Raw genomic sequence first — 16,899 nt, forward strand, 5'->3', positions numbered from 1 at the left:
CCCGAGGCCGACGACATGGACGACGAGGAGGAGATGCCCCTCTCGCTGCGCCTGTCGATAGCGGACACCCTCACTCTGGGCAACGCCACGTGCGGGTTCATGGCGGTGTACTTCACCACCACCGGCATCCTGATCCCGCACCTCACCGGCAGCCAGGAGTCGGGCATGGCCCGGCACAGCGCCGCCACGGCGGTCATCCTGATGCTGTGCGCGGCGGTCTTCGACCTGTTCGACGGGCTGGTCGCGCGCAAGCTGCGCTCCTCCCCCATGGGAGCGGAGCTGGACAACCTCTCCGACCTGATCAGCTTCGGCCTCGCCCCGGCCTACTTCGTGCTGGTCTACGGCATGGTCGCCGACGACGCCCACCAGCGGATGGCGGCGCTCGGCGCGATCGTCGTACTCCTCGCGGTCGTCCTGCGGCTGGCGAGATTCTCCTGCGTGACGATGAAGGACGGCGTGTTCCAGGGCATGCCCTCGCCGTTCGGCGCACTGACGGTGGTCTCCGTCGTCCTGCTGGAGCTGCCCTTCGTGGCGACGCTGCTGGCGATCCTCGGCACGGCGTGGCTGATGGTGAGCCGCGTGGAGTACCCCAAGCCGCGCGGCCGTCTCGCGGTGGCGATGCTCTCCTGGATCGTGCTGTCGATGGGCCTGCTGGCCGCCTGGGCCTTCGACGCCCCGAGCGGTCAGCTGCTGCTGCAGACCGGCTGCGCGCTCCAGCTGGTGATGGGCGCGGTGATCCCGCTGTTCGCCACGGCCCGCCGGGTGAACAACTTCCGCGACAACCGGCGCGAGGCACGGGCGGCGCAGCTCCCGTAACCCCTCGGCACACGGAAGGGCCCCGGAACCGTACGGTTCCGGGGCCCTTCCGTTCGTCCGCCGCCGGCCGGGTCAGCGCAGGAAGTGCTCGCCGATGCGCTCGGCCACCCGCTCCAGGATCGGCCCGGCGTCCGCGATGCACTTCGCCACGTCCGGCTCGATGTCCGTGAGCGCGTAGGCCCGGCGGATCCCGGCCCGGCCCAGCACCTCGGGGGCGAGCGCGAGCCGCCCGCACACCGCGACGACCTCCTTGTCCGCCGCGCGGGCGGCGGCGGCGACTCCGGCCGGGGCCTTGCCGTGCAGGGTCTGCTCGTCCAGCGAACCCTCACCGGTGATCACCAGGGAGGCCCGCTCCAGCGCGGGCGTGAAACCGAGCACGTCGAGCATGACCTCGATCCCGGCCCGGAACCGGGCACCGAGGATGAGCGCCCCGTACCCGATACCGCCCGCGGCACCGGCGCCGGGCGAGGCGGCGTACTCGGCGGCCCTGGCCCCGATCGTCCCCTGCAGCACCTTCGCGTAGTGCGCCAGGGCCGCGTCCAGCGTCTCCACGTCCTCGGGCGAGGCGCCCTTCTGCGGCCCGTAGACCGCCGCGGCGCCCTTGGGCCCGGTCAGCGGGTTGTCGACGTCGCTGGCGAGCACGAACTCCACCCCGGCGAGCCGCGGGTCGAGCGCGGACAGGTCCGCGTGCGCCAGGTCCGCCAGCCCCCCGCCGCCGGGCGCGACCGGCTCCCCGTCGGCCCGCAGGAACCGCGCGCCGAGCGCGCTGAGCATGCCCGCGCCGCCGTCGGTGGTCGCACTGCCGCCGACCCCGAACACGATCGTCCGCGCGCCCGCCTCCAGAGCGGCCCGCAGCAGCTCACCCGAGCCGTACGTGGAGGCCGTCAGCGGCGCGAAGACACCGGCCGGAAGCCGCTGCAGCCCGCTGGCCTCGGCCATCTCCACGACCGCGGTGTCACCGCGCAGCGCGAACGCGGCCGTCACCTCGTCGCCGAGGGGGCCGGTGACCCGTACCTCACGGCGCTCGAACCCGGCCGCGACCGCCGCGTCCACGGTGCCGTCACCGCCGTCGGCCACGGGGAGCGCCTCGACCTCCAGGTCCGGCACGACCCTGCGCAGCCCGGCCGTCACCCGCTCGGCGACCTGCACGGCCGTCAGCGAGCCCTTGAACTTGTCCGCGGCAACCAGCACCCTGCGGGTGCCGTGCACTGCAGCGTCCGCCACCTTGCATCCCCTTGCTCTCCGGGCCCCGCACGTCAGGGGGCCAGCCGCGCCGCTGTGACCATAACCGGCGACGCCCCCCGCCGTCATGCCCCGCCCGCTCCCTGAGAAGCGGCGGGCCCTGGCCGAGCAGCAGCCCGGGCAGCACCGGGCCGCCCCGGGAAGCACCTGCCCCGGCGGGCACCGGACCTCCCGGGAGGCTCCGCGACCACGCCCGCCCCTCCCCCGGTTGCCCTTACCCTTCCTGGATGACCACTGCGGACTACGCCACCTACATCGCCGGCCTGCCCCGTGTGCTCGCCGGTGCCGCCGCCCTCTTCCGAGACGCCCAGGGGCGGGTGCTGCTCGTCGAGCCGAACTACCGGGAGGGCTGGGCGCTGCCGGGCGGCACGGTCGAATCGGACACCGGGGAGAGCCCGCGCCAGGGCGCCCGCCGCGAGACGCTGGAGGAGATCGGCCTCGACCGCCCGCTCGGGCGGCTGCTCGCGGTGGACTGGGTGCCCGGCACCGGACGCCCGCCGCTGGTGGCGTACCTCTACGACGGCGGGGTCCTCGCGGAGGAGGATCTCAAGGCGATCCGGCTCCAGGAGGAGGAACTGCTGTCCTGGCGCCTGGTGGCGCGCGACGACCTCGCCGCCCATCTGGCGGGCTCGCTGGGCCGGCGGGTCCTGGCCGCCCTGGACGTGCTCACCGAGGGCGCGGGCACCGCGGAACTGGAGAACGGGTACCGCGTGGGCTGACCGCGCCGCGCTCCTTCCCCCCGCCGGCCCCGTCAGGCCCGTACCCCTGACAAGGGTTCGCCGGGCCCGGCCGCCCGCCCTACCCTCGGACCCATGGCCAAGCCCCTCGTCGCCCTCCTCAGCGGAGCCGGTGTCTCCACCGACTCCGGCATCCCGGACTACCGCGGCCCCGACGGGCTGTGGCGCAAGGACCCCGAGGCCGAGAAGCTCGTGACCTACGCGTACTACATGGGCGATCCGGAGATCCGGCGGCGGTCCTGGCGGATGCGGCGCGAGAACCGGACGCTGGGGGCCGAGCCGAACGCCGCGCACCGGGCAGTGGCCGAGCTTGAGCGCTCCGGGGTGCCCGTCCGTGTGATCACCCAGAACGTGGACGGGCTGCACCAGCTCGCCGGGATGCCCGCCCGCAAGGTCGTCGAACTGCACGGCACGGTACGTCACTTCGTGTGCACCAGCTGTCACGTCCGCGGGCCCATGGAGGACGCCCTCGCCCGTGTCGAGGCCGGCGAGGACGATCCGCCCTGCCGGGAGTGCGGCGGCATCCTCAAGTCGGCCACGGTGATGTTCGGCGAGCGCCTCGACCCGGTCGTGCTGGGTGAGGCGGTCGCCATCGCCAAGGCCTGCCAGGTGTTCATCGCCGTGGGGACGAGCCTGCGGGTGCACCCCGCCGCCGGGCTCGCCCGGGTCGCCGCCGACCACGGCGCCCGGCTCGTCGTCGTCAACGCCGAACCGACGCCGTACGACGACATCGCCGACGAGGTGATCCGCGAACCCATCGGCACCTCGCTGCCCGCCCTGCTGGACCGGCTGCGCGACGAGAGCGCCCCGGACCTGTAGTAGGGGCCGGAAAGACCTCTAGAAGAGGCCGGCGCCCTGTTCGAAGTGGAGCAGCCGGCGTTTACGGGCGAGGCCGCCGCCGTAGCCGGTGAGGCTGCCGTTCGCCCCGATGACGCGGTGGCACGGGACGATGATGCCGATGGGGTTCTTGCCGTTGGCCAGGCCGACGGCGCGGGAGGCCTGGGGGTTGCCGAGGGCGTGGGCGAGTTCGCCGTACGTACGGGTCTCGCCGTAGGGGATCGCGCGCAGTTGCTCCCACACGCGGCGCTGGAAGGGGGTTCCGGTCAGGCGCAGCGGCAGGGTGAACTCCGTGCGGCGGCCCGCGAAGTACGCGTCGAGCTGCTCCGCCGCCTCCGCGAAGGCGCCGTCCTGCGGTTCGCCGAAGGTCTCCTGGGCCGGCCGGTGGCGCTGGTCGGTCATGTACAGGCCGCACAGGACGCCGTCCTCGGCGACGAGCGTGAGCGGGCCGTAGGGGCTGTCGATGACGGTGTGCTGCTTCATGGCGAACGTCCTCAGACGGGAAGGAAGTTGATGGGGTGACTGTCCGTGGCCCACAGGTACTGCACGGCGTAGGCCCGCCAGGGACGCCACGCCGCGGCCCGCGCGGTGAGGGCGGCCGGGGTGGACGGCAGGCCCAGTTCGCGGGCGGCGCGGCGGATGCCGAGGTCGGTGGGGAGGAAGGCGTCGGGGTCGCCGAGGGCGCGCATCGCGATGACGTCGGCGGTCCAGGGGCCGAAGCCGGGCAGCGCCAGCAGGTCGGCGCGGGTCTGGGCCCAGTCGCTCTCCACCCCCAGCTGGAGGGTGCGGTCGGCCAGCCGCTGGACGAGGGTGGTGAAGGTGGTGCGCCGGCTGCGGGGCATGGCCAGCGACTCGGGGTCGACGGCGGCCAGCGACTCGGGGGCCGGGAAGAGGTGGGTGAGGCCGCCGTCGGGGTCGTCGACCGGCTCACCGTGGGCGGTGACGAGGCGGGCCGCGTGGGTGCGGGCGGCGGCCGTGGAGACCTGCTGGCCGAGGACGGCCCGGACGGCGAACTCGGCCTCGTCGACGGTGCGCGGCACCCGCCGGCCGGGGGCCTTGGCGACCAGGGGTGCCAGGACGGGGTCGGCGCGCAGCTGGTCGTCGACGGCGACCGGGTCGGCGTCCAGGTCGAGCATGCGGCGGCAGCGGCTGATGGCCACGGGCAGGTCGCGCAGGTCGCTGAGGGTGAGCCGGCAGGCGATGTGGTCCGGGTGCGGTGTGAGGGCGGTGATGCCGTGGCCGTAGGGCAGGCGCAGCGTGCGTCGGAAGGCGCCGTCGCGCCACTCCTCGACGCCGGGTACGGCGGTCGCCGCGAGGTGACCGAAGAGGTTGTCCGGGTTGAGCGGGGCGCGGAAGGGGAGGCGGAGAAAGAGGGCGCCGGGCGTGACGGCGGGCGCCCTGCCCGGGGCGGGCTGCCTGGGCGTGCGGCCGCGCAGCTCGCTGGGGGTGAGGGCGAAGACCTCGCGCACGGTGTCGTTGAAGGCGCGGATCGAGGCGAAGCCCGCGGCGAAGGCGATCTCCGCCATCGGCAGGGCGGTGGTCTCGATCAGCAGCCGGGCGGTCTGGGCGCGCTGGGCGCGGGCGAGCGCGAGCGGGCCCGCGCCGAGTTCGGCGAGGAGCTGGCGTTCGATCTGGCGGGTGCTGTAGCCGAGACGGGCGGCGAGGCCGGGGACGCCGTCGCGGTCCACGACGCCGTCGGCGATGAGCCGCATGGCGCGGGCCACCAGGTCGGCGCGCCGGTTCCACTCCGGTGAGCCGGGGCTGGTGTCGGGGCGGCAGCGTTTGCACGCCCGGAACCCGGCCTGCTGGCAGGAGGCCGCGCTCGGCAGGAACGTCATGTTCTCCGGCTTGGGCGGCACCGCGGGACAACTGGGCCGGCAGTAGATGCGGGTGGTCAGGACGGCGGTGAAGAACCAGCCGTCGAATCGTGCGTCCTTGGACTGGACGGCGCGGACACAGCGTGCACGGTCGGTGTGCATCCCCTTCTGCATGCGTCCAGGATCCTGCATCCGCCGACCGGTCGCTGGCGGGAATCCGACATGACCCTTGCGTGTCCTGGGCGGCTCCGGATCGCCTTGGCGAACTTTTCACCGTATTTCGGTGTGCGCATCGGCAACCCGGGCTCCCCATTTTGCATCCTGGTTGGTGCTGGGGGTGTTCGCAGGGTCTGCCCGGGGACGCACCAGCTTCTTGGTTTTCGGACGGCAGCCGCCGGTGCGGCGTGCCGCTACGGGAAGGTGGCCGCGTGGCGCTGACTGGTGCGACGTTCTTCTTCGTTCTCGTCGTCGCGACGGTCCTCGCGATGATCGGAACGGTCGCGGTGTGGTCCAAGGTGCGCGGGCCGCGACCGGTGCGCTGGCTGGTGCACGGCGCGATGATCGCCCTGTGCCAGCTCACCGCCATCACCGTGGTGGCGACCTGGATAAACAACAGCTACGGGCTGTACGCCTCCTGGCAGGACCTGCTGGGCACGACCAGCAGCGCGAACGCGGACGCGATGCCCGGCCCGCCGGTGAGCCGCGCCAAGTTCAACCACGGGACGCGCGACGGCGTGCTCGACACGTACTTCCGCGGCAGCCGCTCGACCCTGTCGGGCCAGGTCCTGGTGTGGACGCCGCCGCAGTACAAGGAGCCCGCCTACCGCAAGAAGCGGTTCCCGGTGCTGATCCTCATGCACGGCGTCCCCGGTTCGCCTCAGTCCTGGCTGGAGCACGGCGGGATGCCCGGGGACTTCGAGAAACTGATGAACCAGCGGAAGGTGCACCCCTTCATCCTGGTGATGCCGGTGATCGACCCGGGCAGCGTGGACACGGACTGCAGCGACCTTCCCGACCGCAAGGTGGCGACCTGGCTCGCGTACGACGTCCCCGACCTGGTCCGGCACAAGTTCCGTACCCTGCGCGGGAGTCGGGGCTGGGGCGTGATGGGCTACTCGACCGGCGGGTACTGCGCCGCGAAACTGCCGCTGCAGTACCCCAAGATCTTCGGTGCGGGTGCCGCCATCGACCCCGACCCGCTGACCGGCGACAACGCGGTCCTGCCCGACCCCAAGCTGCGCCGGGCCAACACGCCGGCCGATCTCGTCGTCGGTTCCACGGCCCGGGTCAGCCTGTTCCTCGCCACCTCGCGCCAGGACCGGGTCAGCCCGCCCGCCTCCATCGAGAAGTTCCTGGCGGCGTCGGCGGCGTCCTCGGTGCAGGTGCGCACCCAGTTGCTGCCCACCGGCGGGCACAACTACCACACGTTCGCGGCGTCGTACCCGCTGGCCTTCCACTGGCTGGGCGCGTGGCTGTCGGCGCCGAAGTAGGGACGGGCTGGAGCCGGCCCGTCGCAAATCCCGTCGCGAAGGCCGGCCCGTCGTGGGGCGGGCCGGTCGTGGAAGCGGGCCGGTCCGGGAGGCCGCACGGTCAGGTGGACGCCTGGTCGCTGTCCTTGAGCGCGCCCCAGCCGTGCCAGCGGTCGACCTCGATCCGGGCACTGAACCGGGCCCGGACCCGGTCCGGGTAGGGCCCGCCGGTGTAGTGCCGGGCGATGCGGTCGATGTCGGCGAGGCCCTCGTCCTCGCGCAGTCCGGTGACCCGGCCGATCAGAGTGACGTGCGTGTACCAGTCGTCCCCGGCGAGAACGGTGAGGGTGACGCGGGGGTCGCGGCGCAGGTGCTTGAGGCGTACGCGGCCCTCGTCCAGGCTGATCAGCACGCGTCCGTCGTCGTCCCAGAGGTACCAGGTGGGGGTGGACACCGGAGCGCCGTCGGCGCGCAGGGTGGCCATGACGCAGGGGTTGGGCCGGCGCAGCAGGGCGACGGCCTCGGCGGGCAGCGGGGGCTTGGACACGGGGCAGCTCCTCTGAGGATCGGCTGGTGGGCCGGCGGGCCACCGGCCGGGGGCGGCGGGCCGCTCGTCGCCGGCCGGCTCGTGGGCGGCGGCCCCGCGGTGCCGGGCCGGTGGACCGCTCGTCGGGGAGATCATGGTGCCTCGCCGGCCGTCCGCGGCGGCGGACACGCGGGACGGGTCCGCCCGGAGCGGTTCCGCCCGCCGGGCCGCCGGTGGCGGCGCGGGCGGCCGGGGAGTCAGCCGAGTCGCGCGGCGAACGCCTGATAGGCCTGCTCGTCGAAGAGGACGAACCTGACCTCCTCGACCGAGGTCCTGGCCTCCCGTACCGCCCGGACGGCGATCCGGGCCGCGTCGTCGAGCGGCCAGCGGTAGACGCCGGTGGAGATCGCCGGGAAGGCGACCGTACGGGCGCCCAGTTCGTCGGCGACCCGCAGGGACTCGCGGTAGCAGGACGCCAGGGGCGACGGGTCGCTGCCCGGTCCCTGGTACACCGGACCGACGGTGTGGATCACCCAGCGGGCGTCCAGCGCACCCGCGGTGGTGGCCACGGCCCGGCCGGTGGGCAGGCCCTTGCCGTACCTGGAGGCGCGCAGCGCACGGCACTCCTCCAGGATGGCGGGCCCGCCGCGCCGGTGGATGGCGCCGTCGACGCCCCCTCCGCCGAGCAGGGAGGAGTTGGCGGCGTTGACGAGGGCGTCGGCGCGCTGCCGGGTGATGTCGCCGCGGACCAGGGTGATGGCGGGCCCGGGGGCGGCGCCGGGAGAGTGGGTCATGTCTGTCTCAGCCTCCTCCAGACCGCCTTGGCGGCGTTGTGTCCGGACATGCCGTGCACCCCGGGACCCGGCGGGGTGGCCGAGGAGCAGATGAAGACGGCCGGGTGCGGGGTGTGGTACGGGAACAGGGTGAGCCTGGGCCGGAGCAGGATCTGGAGTCCGGAGACCGCGCCGGAGGCGATGTCGCCGCCGACGTAGTTGGCGTTGCGTGCGGCGAGTTGGGGCGGTCCGGCGGTGGCACGGGCGAGGACGCGGTCACGGAACCCCGGTGCGTAGCGCTCCAGTTGGCGTTCGACGGCGTCGGTGAGGTCGCCGTCCCAGCGGGCCGGCACATGGCCGTACGCCCAGAAGACGTGCTTGCCCGCGGGGGCCCGGGTGGGGTCGACGACGGTGGGCTGGACGGTGATGAGGAAGGGTCTGCGGGGTGCGCGGCCCTCGCGGGAGGCGGCGCGCAGCGCGGTGCCGATCTCGGCGCTGTCCGCGCCGATCTGCACGGTGCCGGCGACGCGGGGTTCCTCGGCGGTCCACGGGACGGGGCCGTCCAGCGCGTAGTCGATCTTGAAGACGCCGGGGCCGTACCGGAACGAGTCGTAGTAGCGGCCGAGGCCCGCGATGCGGGCCAGGGCGGTGGGCGAGGTGTCGAAGACGTAGGCCCGGGCGGGCGGCAGGTCGTCGAGGCGCTTGACCTCGTAGTCGGTGTGCACGGCGCCGCCGAGGTCCTGGAGGTAGCCGGCGAGGGCGTCGGAGATCGCCTGCGAGCCGCCGCGGGCGAGCGGCCAGCCGCGGGCGTGCGCCGCCAGTGCGAAGACCAGGCCGATGGCGCCGGTGGCGAAGCCGCCGAGCGGCGCCATCACGTGGGCGACGAGGCCGGCGAAGAGCGTCTTGGCCCGCTCGTCGCGGAAGCGGCGGGTCAGCCAGGTCGAGGGCGGCAGCCCGGCCAGTCCGAAGCGGGCGAGGGTGACCGGGTCGCGGGGCAGCGCGGTCAGCGGCAGGGACATGAAGTCGCGGGCCAGGGTGTCCCAGTGGGGCAGGAACGGCTCGACCAGCCTGCGGTACGCGCCGGCGTCACGCGGTCCGAACGACGCGGCCGTCTCGGCGACGGAGCGGGCCAGGACGGCGGCTGTGCCGTCGGGGAAGGGGTGGGCCATGGGCAGCTCGGGGTGGAGCCAGCGCAGGCCGTAGCGGTCCAGGGGCAGGGCACGGAAGGCGGGCGAGTTGACGGCGAGGGGGTGGGCGGCGGAGCACGGGTCGTGCCGGAAGCCGGGGAGGGTCAGCTCCTCGGTGCGGGCACCGCCGCCGACGGTGTCACGGGCCTCGAACACGGCTGTGGAGAAGCCGCGGCGGGCCAGCTCCACGGCGGCGGTCAGGCCGTTCGGTCCCGCTCCCACCACCACGACATCGAGCATCGACGGCACCTTCGGACCCCTTCGTCAGCCGATGGCCACGCGGACCTGTCGTCCGGGCCAGGATATGCCGCCGGGCCCGCACCGCGGACCGCAGGGCGCCCCCGGCAAAGGGCGCGGGCCACTGCCGGGGGTGGGGCGGTGACGGGGACGCCGCTGACCGACGGACGCCGTGGTCGCCGGCCAGGGGCCCGGCGTCCACGGAGGGAAACGGTCCGGGCGGCCGGTGTACGGATCACTCCGGTGGCGTGAGGACGCCGGTCACCCGCCGGGCGGTGGCCGTGTCCCTCGCGGCCGTGAACGGCAGGGCGTTGCCGCCGGTGATGCGGAACGGCTCGCCGGTGAGGGTCAGGTGGGTGCCGCCCGCCTCCTCGACGAGGAGCAGGCCCGCCGCGTGGTCCCAGGCCGCTTCCCAGGTGAAAGCGGTCGCGTCCGACTCGCCGCGGGCGACGGCGAGATACTCCAGGCCCGCCGAGCCGCAGGGGCGGGGCGCGAACCCGTCCGTCCACAGACCGCGCAGGGCGCGCTTTTGCGCGTCGGTCGTGTAGTCGGGGTGGGAGGTGGCCACGTGCAGCGCGCGGCCCGGCTCGGGCGTGCCGGCGCGCAGCGGTTCGCCGTCGAGGCGGGCACCGCGGCCGCGTACGGCTGTGGCGAGTCGGTCGAGGGCCGGCGCGTAGGTCCAGGAGGCCAGCACCGCCCCGCGCAGGGTGAGGGCGATCAGTGTGCAGAAGCCGGGGTCGCCGTGGACGAACTGGCGGGTGCCGTCCACCGGGTCGACGATCCAGACCGGGACGTCACCGCCTATCGCCCCGTACACCGCCGGGTCGGCGTGCACCGCCTCCTCGCCGACGACGAGGGAGCCGGGCAGCAGGGCGGCGAGCGTGTCGGTCAGGTACCGCTCGGCGAGCCGGTCGGCGTCGGTGACCAGGTCGTGCGGCCCGGACTTCTGGTCGATCTCGTGCTCCGCGAGCCGGCGGAAGCGGGGCATGATCTCGGCCGCGGCGGCCTTGCGGAGCGCCTCCTCCACGTCGGCCGAGCGGTCCGCGAGAAACTCTTCGATGGTTTCCGTCTCTTCGATCATGTCCCCATGAGAGCACGCGCCTGTGACAACGCCCGCCCGCAGGGTGCACACCGGGTGGAATCGGCGTGAACACCCGGGGCCGGGGCCCGCCTGGCGGGGCCCGGCCCCGGGCCCTGCGGCCGGGCCCGGTGGCGGGGTCCGGTGGCGGGGTCCGCTCCCGTGCCGCTCAGCGGCCCACCGCGTACCCCTGCATCCCGCGCGGGTTCGCCGCCGCCGACAGGACGCCGGTGCTCGGGTCCCGGGCGACCGCGCACAGGCGGCCCTCGGACCAGGCGTCGCCGACCGTGACGTCATGGCCGCGGCGGCGCAGCCCGGCGACGACCTCCGGGTCGGTGCGGGACTCCACGGTGACGGAGCCGGGGCGCATGCCGCGCGGGTAGAAGGATCCCGGGAAGGCGTCGGTGTGCCAGTTCGGGGCGTCGACGGCGCCTTGGAGGTCCGGGCCGCCGCGGACGGCGGAGCGCAGGGCGACCGCCAGGAAGAAGTGCACCTGCCACTGGTCCTGCTGGTCGCCGCCGGGCGTGCCGAAGGCCAGGACGGGCTCGCCGTCCCGCAGTGCGAGCGACGGGCTGAGGGTGGTGCGCGGGCGGCGGCCGGGGGTCAGCGTGTTCGGCAGGCCCTCCTCCAGCCAGGTCATCTGCAGCCGGGTGCCGAGCGGGAAGCCGAGTCCGGGCACGACGGGGTTGGACTGGAGCCAGCCGCCGCTGGGTGTGGCGGCGACCATGTTGCCCCAGCGGTCGACGACGTCGAGGTGGCAGGTGTCGCCGCGGGTGGCGCCGTCGGCACGGACCACGGGCTCGCCGGGCACGGGTGACACGGGCGGCTTGGCGACCGTCGGCTCGCCGACGCCCAGGGCGTCGTGGTCGCCCTCGTCCGCGGCGATCCGGTGGGCGTGCGCGCTCAGCCGCGGGGTACGCCCGCCGGGGCTGCCCGGGCGGAGGTCGTAGGAGGCCTCGTCGCCGATCAGCGCGCGCCGCCCGGCGTTGTACCGCGCGGAGAGCAGGTCGGCGAGCGGTACGCCGGCCGCGTCCCCGTACCAGGCCTCGCGGTCGGCCATGGCGAGCTTGCAGCCCTCGACGAGCAGGTGGACGTAGTCCGCGGACCCGTAGGGGGGCAGTTCGGGCGGGAGCAGGGCGAGTTGCTGGAGGAAGGCCGGTCCCTGGCTCCAGGGGCCCGCCTTGCACAGGGTCCAGCCGTTCCAGTCGTAGGTCACCGGGGCTTCGTAGGACGCGGACCAGCCGGCGAGGTCGGCGGCGGTGAGGGTCCCGGCGTGGTGCTCGCCGCTGGTGTCCAGCGTGGGCCGCCGGGCCTGGCGCACCAGTGCCTCGGCGATGAAGCCGGACCGCCACACCTCGCGCGCGGCGTCGATCCGTGCCTCCCGGCCGCCGGCCCCCGCCGTCTCGGCGAGCAGCCGCTTCCAGGTGGCGGCCAGGCCGGGGTTGCGCAGCAGTTCGCCGGGCCGGGGCGGCCGGCCGCCGGGCAGGTACACCTCGGCCGACGAGGTCCACTCGGTCTCGAACAGTTCCCGTACGGTCTCCACGGTCGCCCCGACGCGTTCCACGGGCGCGTGGCCGTGCTCGGCGTACCCGATGGCGTACCGCAGGACGTCGTCGAGGCTCTTGGTGCCGTGATCGCGCAGCAGCAGCATCCACGCGTCGAAGGCGCCCGGGACGGCGGCGGCGAGCGGTCCGGTGCCCGGCACGAGGTCGAGGCCGAGCCCCCGGTAGTGCGCGGCCGTGGCCCCGGCCGGCGCCACCCCCTGCCCGCACAGCACCCGTACCTCACCGCCGGCCGGTGCGAGCAGGATGGGGACCTCGCCGGCCGGCCCGTTCAGGTGCGGCTCCACGACGTGCAGCACGAACGCGCCGGCGACGGCCGCGTCGTAGGCGTTGCCGCCGCCCTCCAGCGCGGCCATCGCCGACTGGGAGGCCAGCCAGTGGGTGGAGGACACCATTCCGAAGGTGCCCTGGAGGGTGGGGCGCGTCGTGAAGCGCATGTCTGACCTGACCTCGGTGTCGTGGGCGTCGGGACCGGGCGGAGCCGCCGTCGGGTTCCCCGTCTGCCCGCGATGCTCCCCGCACGCGCGGCCCGGGACACCCGTGGAGGGCACCGGTCTCGCGGGGCCCGGGTACCCGGCGCCCTGGTTCCGCCCTGTCCCCCGTGAGAGCTACGCGCAGGTGTCCACTGTGAGGTGACGCTTCCCGATCACCGTTTCCCTAGCGTTCGGTGCAGCCGCGGAGCCCTTGCCGCGGACCGGACGAGGTACCGGAAACGGGACCCGCGAGAAAGAGTCGTCATGAAACTGGTGTGGCAGATCCTGGCCGTGGTGGCGGTCAGTGCGGTCGGCGGTCAGCTCGTCAACGCGGTACAGGACAACGCGTGGCTCTCCCTGCTCCTGGGCGGTCTGGCGGCCGTGATTTCGGTGCTGGTCTACCGGTGGGTCGTCGGGCGCACCGAGGGGCGCCCGGTCACGGAGCTGGCCCGGCAGGGGGCGCAGGGGGCGCTGCTGCGGGGCCTGGTCATCGGCGTCGTGTGGTTCGCGTGCGTCATCGCGAACCTCTACTTCCTCGGGGACTACAAGGTCCACGGCTCCGGCTCGCTGACCGGCGCGGTGGCGCTGGTCGGCTTCATGGCCGGTGCCGCCGTCACGGAGGAACTGATGTTCCGCGGCCTGCTCTTCCGGCTCGTCGAGCGGGGAACGGGCACGTACGTCGCGCTCGTGCTGTCCGGCGTGGTGTTCGGCGCGAGCCACCTGCTCAACGAGGACGCCACCGTCCTGGGTGCCGTCGCCATCGCCATCGAGGCCGGGGGCACGCTCGCCGCCGCCTACATCGCCACCCGCTCGCTGTGGCTGCCGATCGGCCTGCACTTCGGCTGGAACTTCGCGGAGTCCGGCATCTTCGGCACGGAGGTCTCCGGCAACGGCGCCACCCACGGACTGCTGGACGCCTCGACGTCGGGCAGCAAGCTGATCACGGGCGGCGAGTTCGGTCCGGAGGCCAGTGTGTACTCGGTGGTGTTCGGTGCGCTGCTGACGATCGTCTTCCTGTGGCTGGCCCACCGGCGCGGCACCATCGTCCCCCGCCGGCGGACCGAGCGCGTCGACGCCCTGGCTACACTCGCCCGGTGATGAGCCTTCAGGGGGCCCGCCAGGCATGGCACCGGCTCGACGTCACGGTCCGCGACCTCCCGCTCGGGATCCTGTTCCTGCTCGCGTCGTTCCTGCCGGGACTGCGCGGCCACGGCACGGAGGTCGGGGACCTGCCGACCCGCCCCTTCGACGCGCTCGCCGCCGTCGTCCTCACGCTCGAATGCCTGCCGCTCGCGGTGCGCCGGCGGTGGCCGGCCGTCTGTCTCGCCCTGGTGGCGGGCGGCTTCGCTCTCGACCAGCTGCGCGGCTACCACTCGAGCGCCGGCACCACCCTGCCCCTCGTGCTGATCAGCGCGGGATCCCATCTGGAACACCGCAGGCGCACCACCGCTGTCCTCCTCTCCGTGGCGTACGTGCCGCTGGCGGTCGCGCTCTCCCGGCTCGGTTCGGGCCGCGAGACGCCCGACGAGTTCGTGACGTTCTACCTGGTGCTGGCGCTGGCCTGGGGCGCCGGGGCGTGGCTGCGGTCCACCCGGGCCGCCGAGGCCGAGCGCCGCGAGCGCGTCGCGGAGCAGACCCGCACCGCCGAACGCGCCCGGATCGCACGGGAGTTGCACGACGTGGTCACCCACCATGTCACCGCCATGGTGGTGCAGGCCGAGGCCGCCCGCTACCTGACGGCCGCGCCCGAGCGGCTCGAGCAGTCCCTGACGGCCGTCAGCGACACCGGCCGCCGCGCCCTCACCGACCTGCGCCACCTGCTCGACCTGCTCAACCCGGGCCACGGCGCCGGGCAGGGCACCGAGCACGGTACGGGCGCCGGCGCGGCGGGGGCCAAGGAGCCCAGGACACCGGCCGTCGGCAGGGTCCTCACGCTCGTCGAGCAGACCCGCCGGGCCGGGCAGCCCGTGGACTTCACCGAGGAGGGCACACCCCCGGCGTCGACCGGGAGCGCCGACCTCGTCGCCTACCGGGTGGTGCAGGAGGCGCTGACCAACGCCCTCAAGTACGCTCACGGCAGCCGGACTTCCGTCCAGGTGCGGCACGGCGAAAGGGAGATCACCGTGGAGGTCAGCACGGACGGGACCGGTTCGCGCACCGCCGCCGCGATCGGCAGCGGACGGGGCCTGGCCGGTCTGCGCGAACGCGTCGGCGTCCTGGGCGGCGACTTCACCGCCGGCGGCGGAGCGGACGGCGGCTTCACCGTGCGGGCGCGCATCCCCGCCGGCAGGACCTCGTGAGCGCACCGATCCGGGTCCTGGTCTGCGACGACCAGATGCTGGTCCGCACCGGCCTGGTCACCATCATCGGCGCGCAGTCCGACATGGAGGTGGCGGGCGAGTGCGCAGACGGGCGCACCGGCGTCGAACTCGCCCGCACGGTGCGGCCGGACGTCGTCGTGATGGACATCCGCATGCCGGTCCTCGACGGCCTGGAAGCCACCCGTCTGCTGGCCGGCGCCGGGGTGGCCCACCCCGTGAAGGTCCTCGTGGTGACCACGTTCAACCTGGACGAGTACGTCTACGAGGCACTGCGCGCCGGCGCCAGCGGCTTCCTCCTCAAGGACGCCCCGCCGGACCGGCTGCTGCACGGCATCCGGACCGTGGCCACCGGCGCGGCCCTCCTGGACCCCGAGGTGACCCGCCGGCTCGTGGGACGCTACGCCGCGCGCATCCGGCCCGCCGAGAGCACCTCCCGCGACATCCCGCTCACCCCCCGCGAACTGGAGGTGCTGCGCCTCATCGCGGACGGCCTGTCCAACAGCGAGATCGCCGCGGCACTCGTCATCAGCCAGGAGACGGTCAAGACCTTCGTCTCCCGCATCCTCGCCAAACTCCAGCTCCGCGACCGCGTCCAGGCCGTCGTCTACGCCTATCGGCACGGCCTGGCGACCTGACCGGCCGACCTGACCCGGCCGACCTGACCTGGTCCGGCTCACGGGCCGCCCCCGCACGAGCCCCCGCCTCACAGCCCGTTCCCGGCCAGACCCCGCCCCACGACCCGCTCGTGGCCAGCCCCCTCCTCACGACCCGTTCCGCACGATGGCGCGGGCGTTGCGCACGGCGGCGCGGTTGCGCTCGCGGATCCGGTCCAGTTCTGCGCGGTGCCCGGCGATGACGCGCCGCTGCGCGCGGACGTCGGCGGCGTGCACGGCGGGGACGTAGCCCGTGCGCAGCTTGCAGCGGGCATCGGCGACCGCCGTCCGCTTCTCCGGGTCCGAGGGCTCGTCCGGGGCGCGGCCGTCGCCGAGCAGCCGCCGCCTCAGCTCCTCCTCCTGGCGGTCGTCGCCCTTCTGCGCGTCCTGCGGCGTGGCGTAGTGGTGGCCCGCCCGGCTCATGCAGGCCGACCACATCCGGTCGGCGTGCTTCCAGGCCGGGTCCTCCTGCGCCCGGCGCCGGCTCTCGGAGAGCAGGGTCAGGAACGGGTCCGGTGCGGCGCGGCGGTCGGTGCCGTAGATGCGCAGGTCGGCCTGGCCCAGGCAGCCCTGGGCCGGGATCCGGTGGCCGTGGACGCTCGTCGGGTCGTCGCCGAAGCCGGCGCCGGTGAGCGCCAGGTACTCGGGGAGCGTCCACTTCCTGTCCCGTGCGGCGTGCTCGTACGCGGCGGCCGGGCCCCGGTAGCCGTGGACCGCGGCCTCCTCGGGGTCCTGGATCCCGTAGCGGTGGGCGTCGTCGGAGACGATCACCAGCGCGAAGGTCCTCGTCCGGCCGGCCGGGCGCCGCGGCCACGCCGGCGGCCGGGCGGGGTCCAGGTCGCGCAGGCTGTCGAACCCGAGGCCGCGCATGCACCGTGCGGCGAGGGTCCAGCGGGCGGTGTTCACGGTGCGCGTCTCGGCGGGGGTCATGTCGTAGGCGTCCAGCGGCTGGAAGCCGACGGTGCCGGCCGCCGCGGACCCGGCGGCCGGGGCCCGGGTGCCGGACCGGTCACCGGCCGCCGAGAGCCCGAGGCAGACGGTGAGGACCAGGGCGAGGGGGGTGGCTCTGCGCATCCGGCCAGCCCATCAGGCGCGGTTCGGCGGGACTGTGATGGAAGCCATACTTCCGGGTCACAGGCGCATCACGGGTACGCGTCCCCGGATGCGCCCG

At 74.4% G+C, this 16,899-nt stretch carries 16 protein-coding genes; 7 read left to right on the forward strand and 9 right to left on the reverse strand.

Annotation, left to right across the window (positions count from 1 at the left end):
- Positions 1–15 precede the first annotated feature (15 nt).
- Positions 16–816, forward strand: coding sequence for a CDP-diacylglycerol--serine O-phosphatidyltransferase (gene pssA, locus AC6I72_RS05535; RefSeq protein WP_037861186.1), 801 nt, complete (start codon positions 16–18; stop codon positions 814–816).
- Between the two features lie 72 nt (positions 817–888).
- Here pssA and AC6I72_RS05540 read toward each other — a convergent pair whose 3' ends face one another.
- Positions 889–2,007: a glycerate kinase gene (locus AC6I72_RS05540; RefSeq protein WP_498004602.1), complete on the reverse strand. Its 1,119-nt coding sequence runs from the start codon at positions 2,005–2,007 to the stop codon at positions 889–891.
- A gap of 278 nt (positions 2,008–2,285) precedes the next feature.
- On the opposite strand from AC6I72_RS05540, the gene AC6I72_RS05545 reads away from it, so the two are divergent.
- Together AC6I72_RS05545 and AC6I72_RS05550 are read left to right on the forward strand one after the other, a co-directional pair.
- The gene (locus AC6I72_RS05545; RefSeq protein ID WP_497999739.1) at positions 2,286–2,777 is read left to right on the forward strand and encodes an NUDIX domain-containing protein; all 492 of its coding nucleotides are present in this window, start codon (positions 2,286–2,288) and stop codon (positions 2,775–2,777) included.
- A 93-nt stretch (positions 2,778–2,870) separates the two neighbouring features.
- Complete coding sequence (locus tag AC6I72_RS05550; protein ID WP_497999740.1) at positions 2,871–3,614, forward strand: SIR2 family NAD-dependent protein deacylase; 744 nt, start codon at positions 2,871–2,873, stop codon at positions 3,612–3,614.
- 18 nt (positions 3,615–3,632) lie between these two features.
- Here AC6I72_RS05550 and AC6I72_RS05555 read toward each other — a convergent pair whose 3' ends face one another.
- Positions 3,633–4,115, reverse strand: coding sequence for a methylated-DNA--[protein]-cysteine S-methyltransferase (locus AC6I72_RS05555; protein ID WP_497999741.1), 483 nt, complete (start codon positions 4,113–4,115; stop codon positions 3,633–3,635).
- Between the two features lie 11 nt (positions 4,116–4,126).
- Entirely contained in the window at positions 4,127–5,623 is a 1,497-nt protein-coding gene (locus AC6I72_RS05560; RefSeq protein ID WP_497999742.1) for an AlkA N-terminal domain-containing protein, read from the reverse strand.
- Between the two features lie 254 nt (positions 5,624–5,877).
- On the opposite strand from AC6I72_RS05560, the gene AC6I72_RS05565 reads away from it, so the two are divergent.
- The gene (locus tag AC6I72_RS05565) at positions 5,878–6,939 is read left to right on the forward strand and encodes an alpha/beta hydrolase (protein ID WP_497999743.1); all 1,062 of its coding nucleotides are present in this window, start codon (positions 5,878–5,880) and stop codon (positions 6,937–6,939) included.
- 100 nt (positions 6,940–7,039) lie between these two features.
- On the opposite strand, the gene AC6I72_RS05570 is transcribed toward AC6I72_RS05565, so the two are convergent.
- The 5 genes from AC6I72_RS05570 to AC6I72_RS05590 form a co-directional block, all read right to left on the reverse strand.
- Entirely contained in the window at positions 7,040–7,465 is a 426-nt protein-coding gene (locus AC6I72_RS05570; RefSeq protein ID WP_497999744.1) for a PPOX class F420-dependent oxidoreductase, read from the reverse strand.
- A gap of 236 nt (positions 7,466–7,701) precedes the next feature.
- The gene (locus AC6I72_RS05575) at positions 7,702–8,238 is read right to left on the reverse strand and encodes an O-acetyl-ADP-ribose deacetylase (RefSeq protein WP_497999745.1); all 537 of its coding nucleotides are present in this window, start codon (positions 8,236–8,238) and stop codon (positions 7,702–7,704) included.
- Positions 8,235–9,644, reverse strand: a complete 1,410-nt coding sequence (locus AC6I72_RS05580; protein ID WP_497999746.1) for a phytoene desaturase family protein — start codon at positions 9,642–9,644, stop codon at positions 8,235–8,237. The genes AC6I72_RS05575 and AC6I72_RS05580 overlap by 4 nt, the downstream gene beginning before the upstream one ends.
- Positions 9,645–9,876: 232 nt before the next feature.
- The gene (locus tag AC6I72_RS05585) at positions 9,877–10,722 is read right to left on the reverse strand and encodes an inositol monophosphatase family protein (protein ID WP_497999747.1); all 846 of its coding nucleotides are present in this window, start codon (positions 10,720–10,722) and stop codon (positions 9,877–9,879) included.
- Between the two features lie 166 nt (positions 10,723–10,888).
- Positions 10,889–12,718 (reverse strand): gamma-glutamyltransferase family protein, encoded by a 1,830-nt coding sequence (locus AC6I72_RS05590; RefSeq protein WP_497999748.1) that lies wholly within the window; start codon positions 12,716–12,718, stop codon positions 10,889–10,891.
- A gap of 300 nt (positions 12,719–13,018) precedes the next feature.
- On the opposite strand from AC6I72_RS05590, the gene AC6I72_RS05595 reads away from it, so the two are divergent.
- From AC6I72_RS05595 to AC6I72_RS05605, 3 genes are read left to right on the forward strand one after another with little or no spacing between them, the layout of a single operon-like run.
- Positions 13,019–13,852 carry a CPBP family intramembrane glutamic endopeptidase gene (locus tag AC6I72_RS05595; RefSeq protein WP_497999749.1) on the forward strand — a complete coding sequence of 278 codons (834 nt, stop codon included), beginning with the start codon at positions 13,019–13,021 and terminating at the stop codon, positions 13,850–13,852.
- Positions 13,852–15,054, forward strand: a complete 1,203-nt coding sequence (locus tag AC6I72_RS05600; RefSeq protein WP_497999750.1) for a sensor histidine kinase — start codon at positions 13,852–13,854, stop codon at positions 15,052–15,054. The genes AC6I72_RS05595 and AC6I72_RS05600 overlap by 1 nt, the downstream gene beginning before the upstream one ends.
- Complete coding sequence (locus AC6I72_RS05605) at positions 15,051–15,710, forward strand: response regulator (RefSeq protein ID WP_497999751.1); 660 nt, start codon at positions 15,051–15,053, stop codon at positions 15,708–15,710. Before AC6I72_RS05600 ends, AC6I72_RS05605 begins: the two co-directional genes overlap by 4 nt.
- A gap of 126 nt (positions 15,711–15,836) precedes the next feature.
- Here AC6I72_RS05605 and AC6I72_RS05610 read toward each other — a convergent pair whose 3' ends face one another.
- Positions 15,837–16,802 (reverse strand): hypothetical protein, encoded by a 966-nt coding sequence (locus tag AC6I72_RS05610; RefSeq protein WP_497999752.1) that lies wholly within the window; start codon positions 16,800–16,802, stop codon positions 15,837–15,839.
- Between the last annotated feature and the right edge of the window lie 97 nt (positions 16,803–16,899).

Source organism: Streptomyces sp. Xyl84 (genome assembly GCF_059731885.1).

Bases quoted from the DNA above. Each gene is read 5' to 3' on its own strand.
- pssA (WP_037861186.1), top strand. From the start codon at position 16: ATGGACGACGAGGAGGAGATGCCCCTCTCGCTGCGCCTGTCGATAGCG.
- AC6I72_RS05545 (WP_497999739.1), top strand. From the start codon at position 2,286: ATGACCACTGCGGACTACGCCACCTACATCGCCGGCCTGCCCCGTGTG.
- AC6I72_RS05550 (WP_497999740.1), top strand. From the start codon at position 2,871: ATGGCCAAGCCCCTCGTCGCCCTCCTCAGCGGAGCCGGTGTCTCCACC.
- AC6I72_RS05555 (WP_497999741.1), bottom strand. From the start codon at position 4,115: ATGAAGCAGCACACCGTCATCGACAGCCCCTACGGCCCGCTCACGCTC.
- AC6I72_RS05560 (WP_497999742.1), bottom strand. From the start codon at position 5,623: ATGCAGAAGGGGATGCACACCGACCGTGCACGCTGTGTCCGCGCCGTC.
- AC6I72_RS05575 (WP_497999745.1), bottom strand. From the start codon at position 8,238: ATGACCCACTCTCCCGGCGCCGCCCCCGGGCCCGCCATCACCCTGGTC.
- AC6I72_RS05580 (WP_497999746.1), bottom strand. From the start codon at position 9,644: ATGCTCGATGTCGTGGTGGTGGGAGCGGGACCGAACGGCCTGACCGCC.
- AC6I72_RS05585 (WP_497999747.1), bottom strand. From the start codon at position 10,722: ATGATCGAAGAGACGGAAACCATCGAAGAGTTTCTCGCGGACCGCTCG.
- AC6I72_RS05590 (WP_497999748.1), bottom strand. From the start codon at position 12,718: ATGCGCTTCACGACGCGCCCCACCCTCCAGGGCACCTTCGGAATGGTG.
- AC6I72_RS05595 (WP_497999749.1), top strand. From the start codon at position 13,019: ATGAAACTGGTGTGGCAGATCCTGGCCGTGGTGGCGGTCAGTGCGGTC.
- AC6I72_RS05600 (WP_497999750.1), top strand. From the start codon at position 13,852: ATGAGCCTTCAGGGGGCCCGCCAGGCATGGCACCGGCTCGACGTCACG.
- AC6I72_RS05610 (WP_497999752.1), bottom strand. From the start codon at position 16,802: ATGCGCAGAGCCACCCCCCTCGCCCTGGTCCTCACCGTCTGCCTCGGG.